The organism is Pseudomonas sp. FDAARGOS_380 (genome assembly GCF_002591235.1).
Lineage (GTDB): Bacteria > Pseudomonadota > Gammaproteobacteria > Pseudomonadales > Pseudomonadaceae > Aquipseudomonas > Aquipseudomonas salmasensis.
The window spans coordinates 4,702,298-4,724,796 of sequence record NZ_CP023969.1; the positions used below are offsets into that span (position 1 = coordinate 4,702,298).

15 protein-coding genes and 1 pseudogene are annotated in these 22,499 nt (G+C 62.6%); 10 read left to right on the top strand and 6 right to left on the bottom strand.

Going from position 1 to position 22,499, the window contains the following annotated elements:
* Nucleotides 1-596 precede the first annotated feature (596 nt).
* The 6 genes and pseudogenes from lexA (at nt 597) to CRN80_RS22165 (ending at nt 10,813) form a co-directional block, all read left to right on the top strand.
* A complete protein-coding gene (gene lexA / locus CRN80_RS22140) occupies nt 597-1,214 on the top strand; it encodes a transcriptional repressor LexA (RefSeq protein ID WP_020301598.1) in 618 nt (205 codons plus the stop codon).
* A complete protein-coding gene (gene imuA / locus CRN80_RS22145) occupies nt 1,214-1,828 on the top strand; it encodes a translesion DNA synthesis-associated protein ImuA (RefSeq protein ID WP_003191873.1) in 615 nt (204 codons plus the stop codon). Before lexA ends, imuA begins: the two co-directional genes overlap by 1 nt.
* Nucleotides 1,829-1,835: 7 nt before the next feature.
* Nucleotides 1,836-3,251, top strand: coding sequence for a DNA polymerase Y family protein (locus CRN80_RS22150; RefSeq protein ID WP_098951153.1), 1,416 nt, complete (start codon nt 1,836-1,838; stop codon nt 3,249-3,251).
* 137 nt (nt 3,252-3,388) lie between these two features.
* A pseudogene (locus CRN80_RS22155) lies at nt 3,389-6,460 on the top strand (error-prone DNA polymerase).
* A 100-nt stretch (nt 6,461-6,560) separates the two neighbouring features.
* The gene (locus CRN80_RS22160) at nt 6,561-8,273 is read left to right on the top strand and encodes an ATP-binding protein (RefSeq protein ID WP_098951154.1); all 1,713 of its coding nucleotides are present in this window, start codon (nt 6,561-6,563) and stop codon (nt 8,271-8,273) included.
* On the top strand, nt 8,270-10,813 hold the full coding sequence (locus tag CRN80_RS22165; protein WP_098951156.1) for an excinuclease ABC subunit UvrA: 2,544 nt from the start codon (nt 8,270-8,272) through the stop codon (nt 10,811-10,813). Before CRN80_RS22160 ends, CRN80_RS22165 begins: the two co-directional genes overlap by 4 nt.
* An 81-nt stretch (nt 10,814-10,894) precedes the next feature.
* On the opposite strand, the gene tkt is transcribed toward CRN80_RS22165, so the two are convergent.
* The gene (gene tkt / locus CRN80_RS22170) at nt 10,895-12,952 is read right to left on the bottom strand and encodes a transketolase (RefSeq protein ID WP_098951158.1); all 2,058 of its coding nucleotides are present in this window, start codon (nt 12,950-12,952) and stop codon (nt 10,895-10,897) included.
* Nucleotides 12,953-13,127: 175 nt separating this feature from the next.
* Here tkt and CRN80_RS22175 point away from each other — a divergent pair, with 175 nt between their 5' ends.
* On the top strand, nt 13,128-13,352 hold the full coding sequence (locus CRN80_RS22175) for a DUF465 domain-containing protein (protein WP_014718181.1): 225 nt from the start codon (nt 13,128-13,130) through the stop codon (nt 13,350-13,352).
* 579 nt (nt 13,353-13,931) lie between these two features.
* Here the strand turns inward: CRN80_RS22175 and CRN80_RS22180 are convergent.
* Complete coding sequence (locus CRN80_RS22180) at nt 13,932-15,299, bottom strand: VOC family protein (protein WP_098951159.1); 1,368 nt, start codon at nt 15,297-15,299, stop codon at nt 13,932-13,934.
* A 198-nt stretch (nt 15,300-15,497) separates the two neighbouring features.
* Between CRN80_RS22180 and CRN80_RS22185 the strand changes: the two genes are divergently transcribed.
* Nucleotides 15,498-18,134 (top strand): glucosidase, encoded by a 2,637-nt coding sequence (locus CRN80_RS22185; protein WP_098951161.1) that lies wholly within the window; start codon nt 15,498-15,500, stop codon nt 18,132-18,134.
* Between the two features lie 192 nt (nt 18,135-18,326).
* Here CRN80_RS22185 and CRN80_RS22190 read toward each other — a convergent pair whose 3' ends face one another.
* Together CRN80_RS22190 and CRN80_RS22195 are read right to left on the bottom strand one after the other, a co-directional pair.
* Nucleotides 18,327-18,641 (bottom strand): SCP2 sterol-binding domain-containing protein, encoded by a 315-nt coding sequence (locus CRN80_RS22190; RefSeq protein WP_014718185.1) that lies wholly within the window; start codon nt 18,639-18,641, stop codon nt 18,327-18,329.
* Nucleotides 18,642-18,697: 56 nt separating this feature from the next.
* Entirely contained in the window at nt 18,698-19,408 is a 711-nt protein-coding gene (locus CRN80_RS22195) for a histidine phosphatase family protein (protein ID WP_047711066.1), read from the bottom strand.
* On the opposite strand from CRN80_RS22195, the gene CRN80_RS30940 reads away from it, so the two are divergent.
* Together CRN80_RS30940 and sohB are read left to right on the top strand one after the other, a co-directional pair.
* Nucleotides 19,382-19,594, top strand: coding sequence for a hypothetical protein (locus tag CRN80_RS30940; RefSeq protein WP_138183563.1), 213 nt, complete (start codon nt 19,382-19,384; stop codon nt 19,592-19,594). The two genes, CRN80_RS22195 and CRN80_RS30940, sit on opposite strands and share 27 nt — an antisense overlap.
* Before the next feature lie 8 nt (nt 19,595-19,602).
* Nucleotides 19,603-20,628, top strand: coding sequence for a protease SohB (gene sohB, locus CRN80_RS22200; protein WP_098951163.1), 1,026 nt, complete (start codon nt 19,603-19,605; stop codon nt 20,626-20,628).
* Between the two features lie 119 nt (nt 20,629-20,747).
* Here the strand turns inward: sohB and dhaL are convergent, their stop codons facing one another.
* Complete coding sequence (gene dhaL, locus CRN80_RS22205) at nt 20,748-21,392, bottom strand: dihydroxyacetone kinase subunit DhaL (RefSeq protein WP_098951165.1); 645 nt, start codon at nt 21,390-21,392, stop codon at nt 20,748-20,750.
* Nucleotides 21,393-21,395: 3 nt separating this feature from the next.
* Nucleotides 21,396-22,397, bottom strand: coding sequence for a dihydroxyacetone kinase subunit DhaK (locus tag CRN80_RS22210; protein ID WP_032896864.1), 1,002 nt, complete (start codon nt 22,395-22,397; stop codon nt 21,396-21,398).
* Nucleotides 22,398-22,499 lie beyond the last annotated feature (102 nt).

The window sequence follows — 22,499 nt, forward strand, 5'->3', positions numbered from 1 at the left end:
ACCCAGATCTACCTGACACCCCGCAATCAAACTGTGGGAGCTGGCTTGCCTGCGATGGCGGCCTGGCAGTCAACACAGTTGGACCGGGTACATATCCGTTATTTAGGTAACGGCCGCTTAGGGTTCCGCCCTGACGGCGGCTCACTTTTGAAAAGCGCAAAAGTAAGCAAAACGCTCTTGCCCCACCACTCGGCACCTCGCTTAGGCTCGGTGTGCCCGTAATCCGCCAGTGATTTGGGGGGCCGCCGCCACGCGCCATCCATGGCGCGGGGCGGCTAAACCGGCATCCCTGCCGGTTTACCCCCCAAATCCCTGTCGAATTCCGGCCAGCGTGGTTTGACGGGGCGCCTAAGATCAAAAGCGATCAAGAGCAAGATCAAGAGCGGCTCGCTTCGCATCGTGGTTACCGTCGTCGGCTACAACCTACAGAGTTATGTAGATACCTATGCCTTCATGTGGGAGCGGGCTTGCTCGCGAAGGCGGTGTATCCGCTAGCACATGTGACAACTGACCCACCGCTTTCGCGAGCAAGCCCGCAGGTATGTGGCAACGAGCAGACTGACGGTTATTGTCAGAAATTTCCCACAGGAGTACAAATGTACTCCATGACTAACCTGACTCCCCGCCGCACTGCCATCCTGACCTTCATCCGCGAGCGCATCGCGCAACAAGGCCAGCCTCCCAGCCTCGCCGAGATCGCCGAGGCGTTCGGCTTCGCCTCGCGCAGCGTCGCCCGCAAGCATGTGGTGGCGCTGACTGAAGCCGGCTTTATCGAGGTCAACCCCAACCAGGCCCGTGGCATTCGCTTGCTCAACCAACCGGCGCGCCCCGAGTGGCTGGATGTGCCGGTGCTTGGCCGTGTGGCGGCCGGTCGGCCGATTGGCGCCGATGCCGAGGTGCACAGCCGCTTGCAACTGGACCCCGCCACCTTCGCCAAAACCCCCGACTACTTGCTGCGAGTGCAGGGCGATTCGATGATTGAAGATGGCATTCTCGATGGCGACCTGGTGGGCGTGCGTCGCACTGCCGAAGCCTTGAACGGACAGATTGTGGTGGCGCGCCTGGACGGCGACGTCACCATCAAGCGTTTCGAGCGCCACGGCGACAGGGTTCGCCTGTTGCCGCGCAACCCGGCGTATCAACCCATCGTGGTCGGGCCCGAGCAGGACCTGGCCATCGAAGGCGTGTTCTGCGGCCTGGTGAGGCAAGGCTGATGGGCGCCGTGGTTGCCCTGGACTCGCTGTTCAATGGCGGGCGAGTCTGGAAGGGCCGGCCCGCCGCGCCACCGGCCAGCGTACATCCCACGGGGCTGGCGGCGCTGGATGCGGTGCTGCCCAGTGGCGGCTGGCCGGAATCGGCCTTGAGTGAAATCCTGATGGCCCAGGACGGGGTGGGCGAGTTGCAACTGGTGCTGCCCACACTGGCGCGCTTGTCGGCCCTAGGCGAGCGCATTGTGCTGGTGGCGCCGCCCTATACCCCCTATCCCCATGCGTGGCAGAACGCCGGGGTGGATGTGCGTCAGTTGTCCATTATCCGGGCCGAGGAGCGCGACGCGCTGTGGGCGGTGGAGCAATGCCTGCGTTCGGGCAGTTGCGGTGCGGTGTTGTGCTGGCCGCGCAAGGCCGATGATCGTGCCTTGCGGCGTTTGCAGGTAGCGGCCGAAACCGGGCAGACCCTGGCGTTTGCCTGGCGCTCCCTGAGCGAGGCGATCAATGCCTCGCCCGCCGCCCTGCGCCTGGCGGTCGAGGCCAGGCCCGCGCAAGTGCGGGTGCTCAAGTGCCGTGGCGGGCTGGCCCATCCGGCGCCGATTGCCCTGGCGGGGCATTGAGGTTGCCATGCGTTGGGTGTGTATTGTCTTCCCGCAATTGGCGCTGGACGGGGCACAGCGTGTGCACCCCGAACCCGAGCAGCCGCTGGCGCTGCTGGCCGGCACGCCGCAGCGGCGCGTGTTGCAAACCGTCAACGCCGCCGCCCGCGCCTTGGGCCTGCGCCCCGGGCAATCGTTGACGGCAGCCCATGCCCTGGCCAAGCAGTTTGCCTGTGTCGAATACGACCCGTTGGAGATCGAGCGCCTGCAGCAGTTTCTGGCCGCCTGGGCCTATCGTTTCAGTTCCCAGGTCAGCCTGTATTACCCACGGGCCTTGTTGTTCGAGATCGAATCGAGCCTGGGCCTGTTCGGGCCCTGGCCGCAACTCGAAGCGCGTTTGCGCAAAGAGCTGACCGAGCTTGGCTTTCGTCATCGCATCGTCGCTGCGCCCAACCCGGCGGCGGCGCGGGTATTGGCAAACGGCTACGACGGCCTGGCCGTGGCCGATGACAGCGCTTTGATGCAGGCCCTGGCGTCGTTGCCTATCGACCGCGCGGGCCTTGAACCCCAGGCCGCCACCGCCTTGTCGCGCATGGGCCTGCGCGCCCTGGCCCAGGTGCAGGCCTTGCCCCGGCATACCCTGGCGCGACGCTTTGACGCCAGCCTGCTCAAGCACCTCGACGCCCTGAGCGGGCAGCGGCCATTGGCCCTGGATTTTTATCAACCGCCCGACCAGTTCGATGCACGCATCGAGTTGAATTTCGACGTGCAATCCCACCAGGCGCTGTTGTTCCCCTTGCGGCGCTTGACCGGCGACCTGTCGGCGTTCCTGTGCGGCCGCGACAGTGGCGTGCAGCGCTTTGACCTGCACCTGGAACATGCCCAGGCACACGACAGTGTGATCAAGGTGGGCCTGCTCAGCGCCGAGCGCGAACCTTCGATGCTGTTCGAACTGGCCCGTGGGCGCCTGGAACAGGTACAGGTCACCGCGCCGGTGCGGGGTGTGCGCCTGGTGGCCGAGGACTTGCCGGTGTTCGTGCCGCAACGCCAGGACCTGTTCGACGACCGCCCGCAACAAACCCTGCCGTGGGAGCAATTGCGCGAACGCCTGCGTGCGCGCCTGGGGGATGAGGCGGTGCAGGGCCTGCGTTTTCAGGCCGACCACCGCCCCGAATGTGCCTGGCAGGCCGCGACTGACAGCCAGCCGTGCCCGAGCTTGAACAAGGTCCGGCGCCCAGGCTGGTTATTGCCACAACCGACCTTGCTGGCCGAACACGGTGTACAGATCCTGATGGGGCCGGAGCGCATCGAGTCCGGCTGGTGGGATGGCGCCGATGTGCGCCGCGACTATTACCTGGTCCAGACCCGCGCCGGCCAGCAGGGTTGGGCCTATCGCGCGGTGGGGCAAGGCGATGGGCTGTGGTTGCAAGGGTGGTTTGCATGAGCCCCCTTGAGCCGCCACCTTCTGTAGGAGCGAGCTTGCTCGCGAAGGCCGTCAACGATAACGCGGGAAACCTGGATGAACGCGGTGCCCTCGGGTTTTTCGCGAGCAAGCTCGCTCCTACAGGGGAGGGGTGACGCATGAGTTATGCCGAGCTGCACTGCCTGTCCAATTTCAGCTTCCAGCGCGGCGCCTCCAGTGCGCTGGAGCTCTTCGAGCGCGCCAAGGGCCAAGGCTACAGCGCCCTGGCGATCACCGATGAATGCACGCTGTCGGGCATCGTGCGCGCCTGGCAAGCCGCCAAGGCCGTGGACTTGCCGCTGATTATCGGCAGTGAAATGCACATCGAAAACGGCCCGAAACTGGTGCTGCTGGTGGAGAACCTGAGCGGTTACCAGCACCTGTGCCGACTGATCACCCTGGCGCGGCGGCGGGCTGAAAAGGGCAGCTATCGCCTGCTACAGGAAGATTTCGAGCAACCGCTGCCCGGCCTGTTGGCGTTGTGGGTGGCGCAAGACAGCGACACCCAGGCCAGCCTCGACTGGCTGCGCCGTACCTTCGACCAGCGCCTGTGGCTGGCGGTGCACCTGCACTGTGGCCAGGACGATGCGCGCCATCTGCAACAGCGCTTGCAACTGGCCCACAGCCTGCAAATCCCTGCCGTGGCCTGTGGCGATGTGCATATGCATGCGCGGGGCCGTCGGGCCCTGCAAGACACCATGACCGCCATCCGCCACCATGTGCCGGTGGCCGAAGCCGGCACGCGCCTGCACCCCAATGGCGAACGCCACCTGCGCAGCCTCGACGCGTTGGCGGCGCTGTACCCCCAGGCCTTGCTGGACGAAACCCTCGTCATCGCGCGGCGTTGCACTTTCGACCTCGGCCAGTTGCGCTATCACTATCCACGCGAGCTGGTGCCCGCGGGCCATGATGCCCAATCCTGGCTGCGCACCCTCACCGAAGAAGGCATCGCCCAGCGCTGGCCCGAAGGCATCGACGACAAGACCTTGCAGCAAATCCGGCGTGAGCTGCAGCTGATCAGCGAGCTGGGTTACGAAAGCTATTTCCTCACCGTGCATGACATTGTGCGCTTCGCCCGCAGCCGTTCGATCCTGTGCCAGGGCCGTGGTTCGGCGGCGAACTCGGCGGTGTGTTTTGCCCTGGGCATCACCGAAATCAACCCGAGCCTGACCAACCTGCTATTCGAGCGTTTCCTGTCCAAAGAGCGCAACGAGCCGCCGGATATCGACGTGGATTTTGAGCACGAACGCCGCGAAGAGGTGCTGCAATACGTGTTCCAGCGCTATGGCCGCACCCGTGCAGCCTTGACGGCGGTGGTCAGCAGTTACCACGCCACAGGCGCAGTACGTGATGTGGCCAAGGCCCTCGGGCTGCCGGCAGACCAGATCAACGCCTTGGCCGATTGCTGCGGGCGCTGGAGCGATGAAGCGCCACCGTTGGAGCGCCTGCGTGAAAGCGGCTTCGACCCGGACAGCCCACTGCTGCGCCGGGTCTTGACGCTCACCCAGCAACTGATCGGTTTTCCCCGGCACCTGTCCCAGCACCCTGGCGGCTTTGTGATCAGCGAATACCCGCTGGACACCCTGGTGCCGGTGGAAAATGCGGCCATGGCCGAGCGCACCATTATCCAGTGGGACAAGGACGACCTCGACGCCGTCGGTTTGCTCAAGGTGGACATCCTCGCCCTGGGCATGCTCAGCGCGATCCGCCGCTGATTCGATTTGCTGCGCCGGCATCGTCACCGGGACTTGAGCCTGGCCACGATTCCCAAGGAAGACCCGGCCACCTACGCCATGATCAGCAAGGCCGACACCATCGGTGTGTTCCAGATCGAGTCGCGGGCGCAGATGTCGATGTTGCCCAGGCTCAAGCCGCAGACGTTTTATGACCTGGTGATCGAGGTTGCCATTGTGCGCCCCGGGCCGATCCAGGGCGGCATGGTGCATCCGTACTTGCGGCGGCGGAACAATGAAGAACCCACGATCTATCCGTCGCCGCAATTGAAAGCCGTGCTGGAGCGCACTCTGGGCATCCCGCTGTTCCAGGAACAGGTGATGCAAATCGCCATGGTCGCCGCCGACTACAGCCCCGGCGAGGCCGACCAGTTGCGCCGCTCCATGGCCGCCTGGAAACGCCATGGCGGCCTGGAACCCCATCAGCAGCGCCTGCGCACCGGCATGCTCAAAAACGGCTATACCGAGGCCTTTGCCGCGCAGATTTTCGAGCAGATCAAGGGCTTTGGCAGCTATGGCTTCCCTGAGTCCCACGCCGCCAGTTTCGCCTTGCTGACCTATGCCAGTTGCTGGCTCAAATGCCATGAGCCGGCGGCCTTCGCCTGCGCCTTGATCAACAGCTGGCCCATGGGCTTCTACAGCCCGGACCAGATCCTGCAGGACGCGCGGCGCCATCGCTTGCAGATCCGCCCCGTGGATGTGCAGGCCAGTGACTGGGACTGCAGCCTGGAGCCCATTGACGGCCAGCAACCGGCGATTCGCCTGGGCCTGCGCATGATCTCGGGGTTTCGCGAGGAGGATGGGCGGCGTATCGAAGCGGTGCGTCAGCGTCGACAGTTCAGCGACATCGCTGATCTGGACGCCCGCGCCGGCCTGGATGCACGTGCCCAGGCGCTGCTCGCGGACGCCGGGGCCTTGCGCGCCCTGGCCGGCAACCGCCATCAGGCGCGCTGGGACGTGGCCGGTGTGCATCAGCAACTGGGCTTGTTTGCCGGCCTGCCGAGCCCCGATGAAACGCGGGTGGCATTACCCGAGCCCACGGTAGGCGAGGACTTGCACGCCGATTACGCTAGCCTCGGTACCACCCTGGGGCCCCATCCCCTGGCGTTGTTGCGCGCCGAGTTACGCCGGCGCCGCTGCCGCAGTTCCCAGGAGTTGCTGATGGTGGAACATGGGCGCAACGTGAGCGTCGCCGGGCTGGTCACCGGCCGCCAGCGCCCAGGCACCGCGAGCGGCGTGACCTTTGTCACTCTGGAAGATGAGTTCGGTAACCTCAATGTGGTGGTCTGGCGCGACCTGGCCGAGCGTCAGCGCCAGGCGCTGGTGGGCTCGCGTTTGCTCAAGGTGGACGGCCGTTGGGAGGCGGTGGGCGAGGTGCGGCATTTGATCGCGGGGCGCCTCACCGATTTGACGCCGCTGCTGGAGGGGATTGTGGTGCGCAGCCGGGATTTTCATTGAGTTCAGTAGTTTCTGTATTCCTGTGTATTCAAGATGAAACCATCCACCGCTGGCGCGCTCCAAAACTTGCGACTGTCTTGTCCCCGCACAGAGCCCAATCATGCAATTTTTATCCAACCCCCACGGCTGTGAAGGCTGGGCCGGCGAAATGGCCCAGCGGATTCGCACGTTTGACTGGTCCAGTACCGACCTTGGCCCCTTGGATCAGTGGTCCACGAGCCTGGCGTGCACCGTGCAAATGATGCTGGCCTCACCCGTGCCGATGGTGATGCTGTGGGGGCGGGCGGGGTACATGATCTACAACGACAGCTATTCGGTATTTGCCGGCGGGCGCCATCCCTACCTGTTGGGCACACCGGTAGAACTGGGCTGGCCGGAAGTGGCCGAGTTCAATCGACATGTGGTGGATACGTGCCTGGCGGGCGGCACCTTGTCGTTCAATAACAAGGAGCTGGTGTTATCGCGTCACGGCCAACCGGAAAGCGCGTGGCTGGACCTCTACTACAGCCCCGTGGCCGGGGACAACCAGCAGCCGGCCGGGGTGCTGGCGATTGTGGTGGAAACCACCGAGCTGGTGAAGTCCGAGCGGGTGCGCCAGGAGCTCACCCATAATCTGGAGCAACGCGTGGCCGCTGAAGTGCAGGCGCGGTCGGCCGCCGAAGACCAGTTGCGCCAGTCACAGAAGCTGGAAGCGATTGGCGGCCTGACCGGTGGCGTGGCCCATGACTTCAATAACTTGCTGCAAGTGATCGCCGGCAACCTGCATTTGCTCGCCCGGCATGAACCGGACAACCCCCAGGTGCAACGTCGCGTCACCGCGGCCATCGCCGCCGTGGAACGTGGGGCCAAGCTGTCCTCGCAATTGTTGGCCTTTGCCCGTCGCCAGCCCTTGTCGCCGGCGGTGTACAACCCGCAGCGCATCTACGCCGGCCTGGGCGAGCTGTTGCAACGGGCGCTGGGGGAAACCATTCATATCGACGTGCAACTGCCCCAGGATTCCTGGTGCATCAATGTCGACCGCAACCAGCTGGAAAATGCGCTGCTCAACCTGGCGATCAATGCCCGGGATGCCATGCAGGGCGAGGGCGTGATTCGCATCACCGGGGAAAACGTCATCCTCAACCCGGACGATTGCGTGGGTAAAAGCATCAAGCCCGGCGAGTACGTGCGCCTGGCAGTGGCCGACACCGGCGTGGGCATGTCCGAGGCAACCCTCAAGCGTGCATTCGAACCCTTCTTCACCACCAAGCGCGAAGGCCACGGCACCGGCCTGGGCCTGAGCATGGTGTTCGGTTTTGTGCGCCAAAGCGGCGGGCATGTGGACATGTGGAGCGAGGAGGGCAAGGGCTCGGTGGTGCAGATGTATTTTCCCCACTGCCTGGAGCCTGAATGCTTCGACGACGACAGTGATGCGGATCCGCAAGGCAGCGGCCAGGAAACCATCCTGGTGGTCGAGGACAATGAAGGCGTACGCCTGACGGTGGTCGAGTTGCTGCAGCAGTCGGGCTATACCGTACTGACCGCCGAGGATGGCGACCGCGCGATGCAAGTGTTGCAGCGCGGCGTGTCGCCGGACCTGATCTTTACCGACGTGGTGATGCCCGGCCGGGTCAAGAGCACCGACCTGGCCACTTGGGCCCGCGCGCAGAACCCGCCGGTGCCGGTGCTGTTTACCTCCGGCCACACCCGCGACATTCTGTCTTCCAATCATCTGCTCAGCGCCGATATCCACCTGCTGAGCAAACCCTACAGCCCCGATGCCCTGACCCAACGCGTGCGCAGGGTGCTAAGCGCAAGACAAGGTTGCCCATGACATCACCGCGCAACATCCCGCCGCTCACCGCCCAGCAAACGGGCTTCGTCAGGGTGCGTGGCGCCCGTGAACATAACTTGCGTAATGTCGATGTGGATATTCCCCGGGACGCCCTGGTGGTGTTTACCGGCGTGTCTGGCTCCGGCAAGTCGTCCCTGGCGTTTTCTACCGTGTATGCCGAGGCCCAGCGCCGCTATTTCGAATCGGTGGCGCCCTATGCGCGGCGCCTGATCGACCAGGTCGGCGTGCCGGATGTAGACAGCATCGAAGGCTTGCCGCCTGCTGTGGCCCTGCAACAGCAACGCGGTACACCCAGTGCGCGCTCGTCGGTGGGCAGTGTCACCACCTTGTCGAGCTTGATCCGCATGCTCTACTCCCGCGCCGGCCGTTATCCGAAAGGGCAGGCCATGTTGTACGCCGAGGACTTCTCGCCGAACCTGCCTCAAGGCGCGTGCCCGCAATGCCATGGCCTGGGCCGTGTGTACGAAGTGACCGAGGCGCTGATGGTGCCCGATCCGTCGTTGACCATCCGCCAGCGTGCAGTGGCGTCCTGGCCGTTGGCGTGGCAGGGCCAGAACCTGCGCGACATCCTTGTGACCCTGGGCTATGACGTGGACATCCCATGGCGCGACTTGCCGAAAAAGCAGCGCGACTGGATCCTGTTCACCGAAGAAACCCCCACCGTACCGGTGTACGCCGGCTTCACCCCGCAACAGACCCGCGAGGCGTTGAAACGCAAGTTGGAGCCCAGTTACCAAGGCACCTTCAGCGGCGCCCGGCGCTATATCCTGCACACCTTCGCCCACACCCAAAGCGCGCTGATGAAAAAGCGTGTATCGCAGTTCATGCAAGGCAGTGCTTGCCCATTGTGCGAGGGCAAACGCCTGACCCAGGCGGCGCTGTCGGTGAAGTTTGCCGGGGTGGATATCGGCGAGTTGTCGCAACTGTCCCTGGCCCAATTGGCTGACTTGCTGCGGCCGGTGGCAGCGGGGCAAGACACCATGAAGCTGTCGGTGGAAAAACGCCTGGCGGCCCAACGCATTGCCCAGGACTTGCTCGAGCGGGTCAATACGTTGATCGAGCTGGGCCTGGGTTATCTGTCCTTGGAGCGCAGCACGCCGACCTTGTCGTCCGGCGAGCTGCAGCGTCTGCGCCTGGCCACCCAATTGGGTTCGCAGTTGTTCGGCGTTATTTATGTGCTCGATGAGCCTTCGGCGGGTCTGCACCCGGCCGATGGCGAGGCATTGTTCACTGCGCTTGATCGCTTGAAAGCCGCAGGCAATTCGCTGTTTGTGGTGGAACATGACCTGGAAACCATGCGCCGCGCCGACTGGCTGATCGACGTGGGCCCGGCTGCCGGCGAGCATGGCGGGCAAGTGCTGTACAGCGGGCCGCCCGCAGGGTTGGCGGATGTCGAGGCCTCGCAGACCCGCGAATACCTGTTTGCTCAACCTGGCCCGACCAATGCGCCAAGCCGCGAGCCGGCCGGGTGGCTGAAGCTGGAGGGCGTGACGCGAAACAACCTGAACAATTTGAACGTGGATTTCCCGCTGGGCTGTTTCACCGCAGTGACGGGAGTTTCCGGCTCGGGCAAATCCAGCCTGGTCAGCCAGGCGCTGTTGGAGTTGGTGGGCACGGGCCTGGGGCGCGTGCTGGAAAGCGACGACGAACCGAGCCTGGAGGATGCCGCACCGCAAGCCAGTGGCGGGCGCATCAGCGCCGGGCTGGAACACATCCAGCGCCTGGTGCAGGTGGACCAGAAGCCCATCGGCCGCACGCCGCGCTCCAACCTGGCGACCTACACCGGGCTGTTCGACAACGTGCGCAAACTGTTCGCCGCCACGCCAGCGGCCAGGAAGCGCGACTACGATGCCGGGCAGTTCTCCTTCAACGTCGCCAAGGGCCGTTGCCCGAACTGTGAGGGTGAAGGTTTTGTCAGCGTTGAATTGCTGTTCATGCCCAGCGTGTACGCGCCATGCCCGACCTGCCACGGCGCGCGCTATAACCCCGATACCCTGGCGATCAAATGGCAGGGCTTGAACATCGCCCAGGTGCTGGGGCTGACGGTGGAGCAGGCGGTGCAGGTGTTCGCCGAGCAACCGGGCATTCTGCGTTCGTTAGTCGTGCTGCGCGATATCGGCCTGGGTTATCTGCGCCTGGGGCAGCCGGCTACCGAGCTGTCCGGCGGTGAAGCCCAACGCATCAAGCTTGCTACCGAGCTGCAACGTAACGCCCGGGGCGCCACCTTGTATGTCTTGGACGAACCGACCACCGGCTTGCACCCCAAGGACGTCGATCGTTTGCTCAGCCAGTTGAATCACTTGGTGGAGGCAGGGCATACGGTGGTTGTGGTGGAGCACGAAATGCGCGTGGTGGCCCAGAGTGACTGGGTGATTGATATCGGCCCGGGGGCCGGGGACCTGGGCGGGAAGGTGGTGGCGTGCGGTACGCCCCACCAGGTTGCCAAGAGCACACACAGCCGCACCGCGCCTTATCTAGCCTGTAGGAGCGAGCTTGCTCGCGAAAAACGTCAACGATAACGCGCGCTGCCTGAATGAACGCGGCGCCTTTGAGTTCTTCGCGAGCAAGCTCGCTCCTACAGGGGGATTGTGGTGTTCCCCTTACATACGTTTGTTGTGCTGGATCTGCTCCTTGGCCAGCTTCACCACATTCTCCACGGTAAACCCGAACTTCTCCTGCAACTTGGCCAACGGGGCCGAGGCGCCGAAGCTGTGCATCACCACTTTGGCGCCGGTCTGCCCGACGTAGCGGTCCCACCCCAAGGGCCCTGCCTGCTCCACCACTACGCGGGCTTTTACCGCCGGTGGCAGGACGCTGTCGCGGTAGGCTTGATCCTGGTCTTCAAACAGCTCCCAGCTGGGCATCGACACCAAGCGAGCGCCAATGTCTTGGTCTTTGAGCTGCTCATACGCGGCCACCGCCAGGCTGACTTCGCTGCCGGTGGCGATCAGGATGACTTGCGGTTGATCCGCGCCGGCCAACACATAGGCACCTTTGGCCGCACCGGAGGCAGGGGCATAGTGGTTGCGGTCGAGGGTCGGCAGTGCCTGGCGCGATAACACCATACAGCTGGGCCGATGGGTTTGTGCCAGTGCCACCTTCCACAGTTCCAGGGTTTCATTGGCATCGCCTGGGCGCAGGGTCAACAGCCCCGGGGTGGCGCGCAATTGGGTGAGGTGTTCGATAGGTTGGTGTGTCGGCCCATCTTCGCCGACGCCGATGGAGTCATGGGTAAACACGAAGATCACCGGCAACTCCATGATCGCCGCCAGGCGGATCGGCGGTTTCATGTAGTCGCTGAACACCAGGAAGGTCGAGGTGTACGGCCGCAGGTAGGACAGCGCCATGCCATTGGCAATCGCGCCCATGGCGTGTTCGCGGATACCGAAGTGCAGGTTGCGCCCGCTGTAGTCATCCGCGCTGAAACGCCCGGCACCGTCGAAGGTGAGGTTGGTCTTGGTCGAGGGCGACAGGTCTGCCGAACCGCCCAGCAGCCAGGGGATCTGTTGGGCGAAGGCATTCAACACCTCGCCGCCCGAAGCGCGGCTGGCGACGCCTTTGGCATCGGCGGCAAAGCTGGGCAGGTGTGCTTGCCATTGCTCGGGCATTTCCCCGGCGCGCATGCGTTGCAGTTCATCGGCCCGTTGCGGGTCGAGGGCCGCCAGGGTCTGGTTCCATTCGGCGTACAGCGGCTCGGCGCGTTCGTAAAGGGCGTCGCGCAACACTGTGCGAGCCTCTTCGGGCACCAGGAAACTTGAATCCTGCGGCCAGCCATAGGCGGCCTTGGTCAGGCGAATCTCGTCCTCGCCCAGTGGCTCGCCATGGGCCGCCGCGGTGTTGTGTTTGTGCGGTGAGCCGTAGCCGATCACGCTGTCCACCACGATCAGGGTGGGGGCGCCGGTATTGGCCTTGAACGTTTCCAGCGCCACGCTCAACGCCTGCAAGTCATTGGCATCGGTGACGTGCACGGTGTGCCAGCCATAGGCCTGGAAGCGTTGGATCACGTCTTCACTGAACGCCAGCTCAGTGTGGCCCTCGATGCTGATGGTGTTGTTGTCGTAGATCCAGCACAGGTTATCGAGCTTCAAGTGCCCGGCCAGGGACGCGGCTTCGCTGCTGATGCCTTCCATCATGTCGCCGTCACCGCACAGGGTGTAGACATCGTAGTCAAACAGCACCTGGCCGTCGCGATTGAAGCGCTCAGCCAGCCAGCGCTCGGCCATGGCCATGCCGACGCTGTTGGCGCAGCCCTGGCCCAACGGGCCGGTGGTGGTTTCCACGCCGGTGGTCATGCGGTATTCGGGATGGCCTGGGGTCTTGGAGCCGATCTGCCGGAACTGCTTGATATCGTCCAGGCTGACGGCCGGCTGGCCCGAGCGCTGGCCATGGGCATCGATCTCCACCACACCGGCCAGGTGCAACAGCGAATACAGCAGCATCGAGGCATGCCCCACCGACAGCACAAAACGGTCACGGTTGGGCCAGTCGGGATGCTCGGGGTGATAACGCAGGAAGCGACTCCACAACGTATAACCCACCGGCGCCAGGCCCATGGGCGTGCCCGGATGCCCCGAGTTGGCCTTCTGCACGGCATCCATGGCCAGGGTGCGCAGGGTATTGATGCATTGGGTGTCGGCAGCAGTGGCAACGTGATTCATAAAACCGTTCTCCCTGGGATGGCGATCTACAGTGGAGGGCAGGGTGGGGCAAAGGTTTGATCCTATCGTGTGCGCTGCGACGAACGGGAATGTATTGACCCCGAACATGACAAGACCGGTTGGAATGGGCTAGCTTCAAGGGCGTAGACCATCGATCAATCTGTGGAGGTACGCCATGCCAGTGAAACACGACCTGTATCAGGACTTGGGGTTGAGCAAGGAAGTTGTTCACGAACGCAGGGCGCAGGACAAACGGTTGGATGCGCTGCTCACTCAATACGACGACGCCGACGCTGAGGTGCTAAAAGCGGAAAAAGCCAGTGCCAGCGATGAGGATGTGGAAAAGCTGAAGAAGAAACGGCTATTGGTCAAAGACGAAATTGTGGGGCGGCTGGGTTGAGCAATCCCTCGTCACACATTTGGAATGTGCACATTTGTTCAGAATTGTCTGGAGGACAAGTGCCGTTTCACTCCTTATGATGCGCCCCGTCCACTCGGCTCTGGGGCTTGTTGCGGCGCAAGGATTGCGTTGTTGAGCCGGGTGGGCATCCTCAGAATTTTGCAATACAGGGCCGAATCGGTCGGCATGAAAATGCTGCCTGTGGGAGCTGGCTTGCCTGCGATGCCGGCCTCCCAGCCAACGCCTATCCACCTGGCACCCCACAATCCAAATGTGGGAGCGGGCTTGCTCGCGAAGGCGGCCTGACAGGCGACACAGTTGGATTGTGTACATATCCATTGCTGCGGTAACGGCCCCTTAGGGTTCCGCCTGACGGCGGCTCACTTTTAAAAAGCGCAAAAGTAAGCAAAACGCTCTTGCCCCACCACTCGGCACCTCGCTTAGGCTCGGTGTCCCCGTAATCCGCCAGTGATTTGGGGGGGCGCCTGAGATCAAGATCACGAGCAGATCAAGAGCCAGATCAAGAGCGACTCGCTTCGCATCGTGGTTACCATTAAGGCCGTGGCGCCTGGCGTTCAGTCATTTCAACAGCGTTTCAACGCATATATCCATAGAGCGCTGCTGCGTCTGCTGATACAACTGCAACTCATCAATCGTCCTGCGGCCCAGCGCCTGTTCGAAGGCCGCTCGGTTGGAGTTGCCCGCGTAGTGACTCTGCGCACCATCCCCCAGGTTTGACTGGAAAATCCCCGCCGCACTGACCGGCAGGAAATCCTCGTACACCAGCGGTTCCACCGCCACATGGCCGGCATTGACCATCGCCTCCAATGTGCGGGCCTGGCCGCGTGCTGCCAGGCCTTTGTCGGTGACGAAGTAGCGAAAATACGCCAAGCCCTGTTCGCGCATCTGCGGGTAGTTATCGGGGAAGGCCTGGAAGTGCTGTTCCATCAATTGCACATAGCGCTCAGCGTTGGCCTCAGTGGGAAACGCGCCGAGTTCATCGCGGGCGGCGTTCAGCAGTTGGTCGTACAGGGCGCGGCCTTTGGGCGTGAGCGCGACGCCGCGTTGTTCGATTTCGCCGAAACGCGCGCTGTGGCTGCCGTGGGCGTCGGTGAAGGCGATGGGTTCGTCCAGGGCCTTGAAGCTGGTCTGGCGCAGCAGGATCGGGCACTGGCGCCGGGGTGGGCCTTCGATCACGGCTTTGGGGGTGATGCCTTTGCCGGGCATGGCGGCCTGCACTTGGTCGATGTCCAGGGTGCGTGGGGTGAGGTGGTTGATGTGCGGGCCCTTGAACGCGACGACGTCGGCGATCAGGCGGTGCTGGTCGCTGAGTTGCTGGTACTGGGCGCCGGTGACCGTGGCAGTGTGGTGCCAGCGGAACGTCTCCAGGGCCTGGCGGATAAAGGCCTCGGCATCGCTGGCATTCAAGCCGCCTTGGGTTTCTGCTTGTTCGATCAAGGCCAAGGCTTCGGCGGTGAAGATCGAGCGCTTGGCCAGGGCGTTTTCGGCGAAGGCGCGCAGGTCGGGGTTTTCGATCAGTTCCAGGCGCAGTAATGAGGTGAACACGCGAAACGGGCTGGTTTGCAGCGCGTGTTCATGCACGGCGCGAAAGGCGGTGGAATGCACGGGCACGCCGGCGGGGGTGAGGTCGTAGTAGCCCACCGGTTGCATGCCCATCACCGCGAATAAACGGCTGATGGTTGCCAGTTCCGCAGCGGTGCCCAGGCGGATGGCGCCGTGGCGTTCCATGTCCAGGCGCTGGATTTCGCCGGTACGTTGCAGTTGGTGCGCCAGGGCCGGTTCGCTGTCGAGCACGCGGGCATTGGTCTCGGCCACCAATTCCAGCAGCGCGCCATACAAGGGCACTTCATCTCGATACATGTCGGACATGGCCTTGGAAAAACCCTTGCGGATCTCGTCGGGGCTGACATGGGCGGTGGCGTGCATAGAAAAATTCCTGATGACTGGAGCGATGAACGTGGCCTTTGCCTGATTTTGTTGAGCCGCCGGCTGGCTTGCAAACGAAGATTCCTCTGGACTTCATTCTGCAAATGAATGAGTTGACCCTGCGTCCAAGTCTTCATGTGCAAGCGGGCGTCATTGCGCTCTACACTGCGCCTCACTGTGTAGGTGAAGGAGGACCCGATGACGGCCAAACCCGCAACCAACCTGCTGGGCACCATTGAAGGCCAGCGCCTGGCAACGCAACACGCCGAGCGGTGGCGCGAGTGGGGCCCGTACTTGAGTGAACGCCAATGGGGCACGGTGCGCGAAGACTACAGCGCCGACGGCGATGCCTGGGCCTACTTCCCCCATGAGCACGCACGCAGCCGCGCCTATCGGTGGGGCGAGGACGGCTTGGCCGGTTTCAGTGACAAGGCCCAACGTTGGTGCCTGGGCCTTGCGCTGTGGAACGAGCGCGACGCAATCCTCAAGGAGCGCCTGTTCGGCCTCAACAACGCCGAAGGCAACCACGGTGAAGACGTCAAGGAACTGTACTTTTTCGTCGATGGCGTACCGAGCCATGCCTACATGCGCATGCTCTACAAATACCCCCATGCGGCCTTTCCGTACGCCGACCTGATCGCCGAAAACGCCCGTCGTGGGCTGACGGATACCGAGTATGAAATCCTCGATACCGGTGCGTTTGCAGACAACCACTACTGCGACATCTGCGTCGAATACGCCAAGCATCAGCCCGACGATATCTTCATGCGCGTCACCGTGCATAACCGTTCGGACCAACCCACACGCCTGCAGGTACTGCCTCAGCTCTGGGCGCGCAATGACTGGAGCTGGACCCTCGATGCACCCAAGCCCAGCTTGACGCTGGACGGCGAGCGAGTGCTGGCCCGCCACCATGAACTCGATGATCGCCACCTCAGCGCCTGGGGCCAGGATGAGGTGCAATGGCTGTTCTGTGAAAACCAGACCAACCGACCCAAACTGGAAGGGCAACCGGCGCCGGGACCGTTCAAGGATGGGATCAACGATTACGTGGTGGGCGGGCTTGAGTCGGCCATTCGCCGGGACGCGGGCACCAAAGTGGCCGCGCATTTCACCCTTGAACTGGCGGGCCAGGAAAGCAAAACCCTTTACCTGCGCTTTGCGCCTGTGGACGCGCCCGATGTCAATGCGCGCAAGCTGTTCGAACAGCGCCGCCAGGAGGCCGATGACTTCTACGCGGTCTTGCAACAGGACCTTGCCGATGACGATGCGCGCAATGTGCAACGCCAGGCCCTGGCCGGCCTGCTGTGGTCCAAGCAGTTGTACTATTTTGACGTGAACCAGTGGCTCGACGGTGACCCGGCCCAGCCGGCGCCACCGCCCGAGCGCTTGCACATCCGCAATACCCATTGGCGGCACCTGTCCAACTTCGACATCCTCTCCATGCCCGACACCTGGGAATACCCGTGGTACGCCTCCTGGGATCAAGGCTTCCAGGCGGTGGCCATCGCGCTGATCGACCCCGGTTACGCCAAGCAACAGCTGTTGTTGTTGATAAAGGACCGCTTCATGCACCCCAACGGCCAGTTGCCGGCCTACGAATGGCGCTTTGACGACGCCAACCCGCCCGTGCATGCCTGGGCCAGCTGGCGCGTGTATCAGCAGGACAAGGCGCTGACCGGCGTGGGTGACATGGATTTTCTGGAGCGGATCTTTCACAAACTGTTGTTGAATTTCTCCTGGTGGGTCAACCGCAAGGACGCCGAGGGCCGCAACCTGTTCCAGGGCGGTTTCCTGGGCCTGGACAATATTGCCTTGTTCGACCGTTCGGCCACGTTGCCGCCGGGCTACCAGTTGGACCAGGCCGACGGCACCGCCTGGGTGGCGGCCTATGCCCTGGACCTGATGCGCATCGGCCTGGAACTGGCCAAGCGCAATGCGGTGTATGTGGACATTGCTGTGAAGTTTTTCGAGCATTTCCTCTACATCGCCGGTGCCATCAACCGCGTCGATGACAGCGCCGAAGGCTTGTGGGATGAGCAGGACCAGTTTTTCTACGACGTGCTGCACCGCCCTGATGGCCAGAGCGAACCGGTGCGCCTGCGCTCCATCGTCGGGTTAATGCCGCTGTTCGCGGTGCTGGTGCTGGAACAGCGCGAGCATGAGGGCCTGGAAGGCTTGCGCGAGCGCCTGCTGGGTTTTATGCATCACCGGCCGGACCTGGCCAAGCTGGTTTCGCGCTGGACTGAACCTGGGCAGGGCAACCGCCTGTTGCTGGCGTTGCTGCGCGGTGAACGCACCAAGGATTTGCTGCGGCGCATGCTCGATGAACAGGAATTCTTGTCGGCCTTTGGCGTGCGCGCCCTGTCCAAGGCCTTTGCTGAGCAGCCCCTGGCGCTGAAGATGAATGGCGACACCCTGTGTGCCAGTTACCAACCCGGTGAATCCGACTCACGCTTGTACGGCGGCAACTCCAATTGGCGCGGGCCGCTGTGGATGCCGGTGAACTACATGCTGATTGAATCGTTGCGCGAGTTTCATCGCTATTACGCGGAGCATTTTTCCGTGGAGTACCCGACGGGCAGTGGGTATCTGGCGTCACTGGAGGAGGTGGCTGACAGCCTCAGCGAGCGGCTGACGCGGTTGTTTCTCAGGGATGAAAACGGGGTGCGGCCGTCGATGGCGGGGTATGCGCAATTGCAGGAGGACCCGGCCAGCCGTGACCTGGTGTTGTTCCATGAATATTTTCATGGGGAGACAGGGCGAGGGTTGGGGGCTTCACACCAGACCGGCTGGAGTGCGTTGGTGGCGTTACTGTTGCAACCAAAACCCTGAGCACCCCTGCGGATTTGCTTTTCTGTGGGAGCTGGCTTGCCTGCGATACAGGCGCCGCGGTGTGTCCGGAAAAGGGAGTGGATGCCATCGCAGGCAAGCCAGCTCCCACAGAGGGCTTTATTCACTGCGAGAATGCAGGCAAAAAAAATCCCGCCTGGTGAGGCGGGATCAGCATTCAAGGTTGCCCGTGAATCAGGAAGGGAACAGCTCGCTCAGCTTCATCGCCAGCATCATGTCGCCTTCGGTGCGCAGCTTGCCGCCCATGAAGGCCTGCATGCCGTCGGTGGAACCATCGACGATGCCTTCCAGGGTTTCGCTGTCCATCACCAGGGTGACCTGAGCGTCAGGGTTTTCGCCTTCTTTGAGTTCGCAGGTCTTGTCCTTGACTACCAGCGAGAAATTCTTGGTGTCGTCGATACGGAAACCGAATACCAGGTCCAAGCCTTCGGCAGCGCTTGGGTTGAATTTGGCTTTCATTGCTTCTACTGCTTTAGCTACGTCAGTCATGGTTTCGATCCTTAAGGGTAGAGTCCAGTGACCTTGGGGTCACGGTTGGCCGCAGTTCATCGGAAAGTGATGAGCTGCGGCGCCTTCAACAGTTGCAAGTGGGCATGACTGTTGAAGGAAGCCAGTGCCACCTCGCGACCACGGAACTTCAGGTGGTTGAGCGAGGTGTTAACAATTTGCCAGTTCATGTCGAAGGCCTGGGCGGCAGGCATTCGGGTAATCAGGTGGAGCAGGGCGGTGATGGTGCCGCCGGAGGTGAATACGGCGATTTTGTCGGTGTGGTTCGCGGCTTCAAGGATGCGCTGCAAGCCACCCTGGACCCGCTCGACAAACCCCAGCCAGCTTTCCAGCCCCGGTGGGTCATAGGTGCCGGCCAGCCAGCGTTCGATGATCAGGGCGAAAATGCGCTGGAACTCGCTGCGGTTCTGCGGGCCATTGCGCAGGATGTGCACGGCATCCGGTTCACTGCCGAGCAGGTCGGGCAACAGGCCGCGAATAATCGCTTCGCCGTCGAACTCGTTGAACGCACTGTCTGTTTCCAATGCTGGCACCGGCAAGCCCAGGGCGCGGTACTGATCGAACGTGGCGCTGGCGGTGTGCTGCTGGCGACGCAGGTCGCCGGCGATGCAGCGGTCAAAGGCAATGCCCAGGTCTGCCAGGTGGCGACCGAGCACTTGCGCTTGTTCCACGCCAACGGGCGAGAGGACGTCATAGTCGTCTGCACCAAAGGAGGCCTGGCCATGTCGAATCAGATAAATGCTGCCCACGTCCGTTTTCCCGGTACGTTGAAAGTCTGGCGAGGTTATGAGGATGCCTGCGAGCTGTCAATGAAAAAACATACGCTTGTTTTAAAAGCGCGTTGGAGCCCGCCTGCTGGCGGTTTGATCACTGGCTCCTTCGCGGTGGCGTCGGTATGCTGGGGCCATCCGCGCCTGGCGCAGTGCTTTTTTTAAGGAGACATATGGATTTTCTGGCCGAATACGCGAGCTTTCTGGCGAAGACCGTCACCCTGGTGGTCGCTATTCTGGTGGTACTGATCAGCTTTGCAGCACTGCGCAGCAAAGGTCGTCGTAAATCCGCCGGCCAATTGCAGGTCAGCAAGCTGAATGATTTTTACAAGGGCTTGCGCGAGCGTCTGGAGTCGAGCCTGCTCGACAAAGACCAGCTCAAGGCCCTGCGCAAGTCTGAAAGCAAAGCCGAAAAGAAGAAAGACAAGAAGAAGCCCGAGGCCAAGCCACGGGTATTCGTGCTGGATTTCGACGGTGACATCAAGGCTTCGGCCACCGAAAACCTGCGCCATGAAATCACCGCGCTGCTGAGCCTGGCCACGCCCAAGGATGAAGTGGTGTTGCGCCTGGAAAGCGGCGGCGGCATGGTGCACAGCTATGGCCTGGCCTCTTCGCAACTGGCGCGTATCCGCCAGGCCGGCGTGCCATTGACCGTGTGCATCGACAAAGTGGCGGCCAGCGGCGGCTACATGATGGCGTGCATCGGCGAGAAGATCATCAGCGCACCGTTCGCCATTCTCGGCTCCATTGGCGTGGTGGCGCAGTTGCCCAACGTCAATCGCCTGCTGAAAAAACACGACATCGACTTTGAAGTGCTGACCGCCGGTGAGTACAAGCGCACGCTCACAGTGTTCGGCGAAAACACCGAGAAGGGCCGGGAGAAGTTCCAGGAAGATCTGGACATTACCCACCAGTTGTTCAAGAACTTCGTTTCGCGTTACCGCCCACAGTTGGCGATTGACGAGGTGGCGACCGGTGAAGTGTGGCTGGGTGTTGCCGCGCTCGACAAGCAATTGGTCGATGAGCTGCAAACCAGCGATGAATACCTGACGACCAAGGCAAAAACTGCCGAAGTGTTCCACCTGCACTATGCCGAGCGTAAGAGCCTGCAAGAGCGCGTTGGCCTGGCGGCCAGCGGTTCGGTGGACCGGGTGCTGTTTACCTGGTGGAGCCGCTTGACTCAGCAGCGGTTCTGGTAACCCGTAATACCCTGTAGGAGCGAGCTTGCTCGCGAAAAAATCACAGGCGCCGCGTTCATTCATCAAGCGCGCGTTATCGTTGACGTTTTTCGCGAGCAAGCTCGCTCCTACAGGTGAGATCAGACAAGGCGAGGTTGGATAGAGTCCGCCAACTGCGTAAGGATCAGGCAGCACGACACCGCCCCCGCATCCAGCACCCCCAGCGAACGCTCTCCCAAACGACTGGCCCGGCCAATCTTGGCCACCAGGTCCTTGGTCGAATCCCGCCCCTGAGAAGCAGCGCTTTTCATCGCATCGAGTGCATCGTTGAACGACGCTCCCGACGCCTGCGCCCGTTCAAACGCTTCCACCGCCGGGATCAACGTATCCATCAGGCACTTGTCGCCCACCCCCGCTTCGGTGATGTCCTGCAACGAGGTCAAGCCGCCGCGTAGCAGGTGGGCAAAGGTGGCGGCGTCGATGTCGTCACAGCCGCGCACTTCGTCGGCCATGCCGATAAACAGGCTGCCATACAACGGCCCCATAGAGCCGCCGATGCCTTCCATCAGGCTCAGGGTCAGTTCGTCCAGGGCTTCGGCCAGGGTCAGTTGGCGGCCTTCGATCGTACGGCCGCAATGGGCAAAACCCTTGGCCATGTTGATGCCATGGTCGCCGTCGCCTATGGCGCCGTCGACTTCGCTGAGGTACTCACGGTTGGCCACGATGACGCTGACCAGGTCGGCGACGATGGCGCTGCCATCATGGGTGGAAAAATACTGGCTCATGGTTCACTCCGCCTGGGTCATGCCGATGGAGCGGCAGGGTTGGTCGATCAGGGTTTTCAGCTCAGCGTCGAGGCCGAGCAGGGTCAAGGTCACGCCCATCATTTCCAGGGACGTGAAGTAGTTGCCCACGTAGCAGCGGTGAATCTTCAAGCCTTTGGCCTTGAGCTGCTTTTCGACCTCGGCGTAGAAAATATACAGCTCCATCACCGGCGTGGCGCCGAGGCCTGAGACCAGCACCACCACGCTGTCGTCCTGGCTGAAATCGCGGTCGGCGAGGATCGGCGCCAGCATGCGCTCGGCCATGGCTGCGGCCGGTTCAATCGGGATGACTTCAATGCCCGGTTCGCCATGATGGCCGATACCCAATTCCATCTGGCCGTCGGGAATCTGAAAGTTGGGCTTGCCCACCGCGGCGATGGTGCAGGGTGTAAGGCCGATACCAATCGAGCGGCAGTGGTCGACGGTTTTCTGTGCCACCCGAATCACGCCGTCCAGGTCGTAATGCTGGGCAGCGGCGGCACCGCCGATCTTCCACATGAAGATTTCCCCGGCCACGCCGCGACGCTTGGCGATGTCGGCCTTGGGCGCGGACGCCACGTCGTCGTTGGCGACCACCGTGCGGATGCGCATGTCTTTGCTGGCGGCCATTTTCATCGCCAGCTTCACGTTCATATTGTCGCCCGCGTAGTTGCCATACAGGCAGGCAACGCCTGCGCCATGGTCGGCGGCGCGGAAGGCGTCGAAAAAGCTTTTGGCGGTGGGCGAGGAAAAAATCTCGCCGACGGCCACCGCATCCACCAGGCCTGGCCCAACATAGCCGAGGAACGCCGGCTCATGCCCGGAGCCGCCGCCGGTGACAATGCCGACGCGGCCTTGGGCTGAGGGCTTGGCCTTGACGATGACCCGTGGGTTGCTCTCGTACTGGCGCAATTGGGGGTGCGCGACCAGGATGCCGCGCAGCATGTCTTCGACCACTTGGTCGGGATCGTTGATGACTCGATTCATAACGCGGGTTCCTGTTGTTTTTATTAACTGTAGGAGCGAGCTTGCTCGCGAAAAACGCCAACGATGACGCGGGCTGTCTGATTCAGCGTGGCGGCCTTGAGT

Coding starts and splice junctions, on each gene's coding strand:
- sohB (WP_098951163.1), top strand. CDS start 19,603: ATGGATTTTCTGGCCGAATACGCGAGCTTTCTGGCGAAGACCGTCACC.
- CRN80_RS22210 (WP_032896864.1), bottom strand. CDS start 22,397: ATGAATCGAGTCATCAACGATCCCGACCAAGTGGTCGAAGACATGCTG.
- dhaL (WP_098951165.1), bottom strand. CDS start 21,392: ATGAGCCAGTATTTTTCCACCCATGATGGCAGCGCCATCGTCGCCGAC.
- tkt (WP_098951158.1), bottom strand. CDS start 12,952: ATGAATCACGTTGCCACTGCTGCCGACACCCAATGCATCAATACCCTG.
- CRN80_RS22190 (WP_014718185.1), bottom strand. CDS start 18,641: ATGACTGACGTAGCTAAAGCAGTAGAAGCAATGAAAGCCAAATTCAAC.
- imuA (WP_003191873.1), top strand. CDS start 1,214: ATGGGCGCCGTGGTTGCCCTGGACTCGCTGTTCAATGGCGGGCGAGTC.
- CRN80_RS22175 (WP_014718181.1), top strand. CDS start 13,128: ATGCCAGTGAAACACGACCTGTATCAGGACTTGGGGTTGAGCAAGGAA.
- CRN80_RS22165 (WP_098951156.1), top strand. CDS start 8,270: ATGACATCACCGCGCAACATCCCGCCGCTCACCGCCCAGCAAACGGGC.
- CRN80_RS22185 (WP_098951161.1), top strand. CDS start 15,498: ATGACGGCCAAACCCGCAACCAACCTGCTGGGCACCATTGAAGGCCAG.
- CRN80_RS22180 (WP_098951159.1), bottom strand. CDS start 15,299: ATGCACGCCACCGCCCATGTCAGCCCCGACGAGATCCGCAAGGGTTTT.
- CRN80_RS22160 (WP_098951154.1), top strand. CDS start 6,561: ATGCAATTTTTATCCAACCCCCACGGCTGTGAAGGCTGGGCCGGCGAA.
- lexA (WP_020301598.1), top strand. CDS start 597: ATGTACTCCATGACTAACCTGACTCCCCGCCGCACTGCCATCCTGACC.
- CRN80_RS22150 (WP_098951153.1), top strand. CDS start 1,836: ATGCGTTGGGTGTGTATTGTCTTCCCGCAATTGGCGCTGGACGGGGCA.
- CRN80_RS30940 (WP_138183563.1), top strand. CDS start 19,382: ATGTCGAATCAGATAAATGCTGCCCACGTCCGTTTTCCCGGTACGTTG.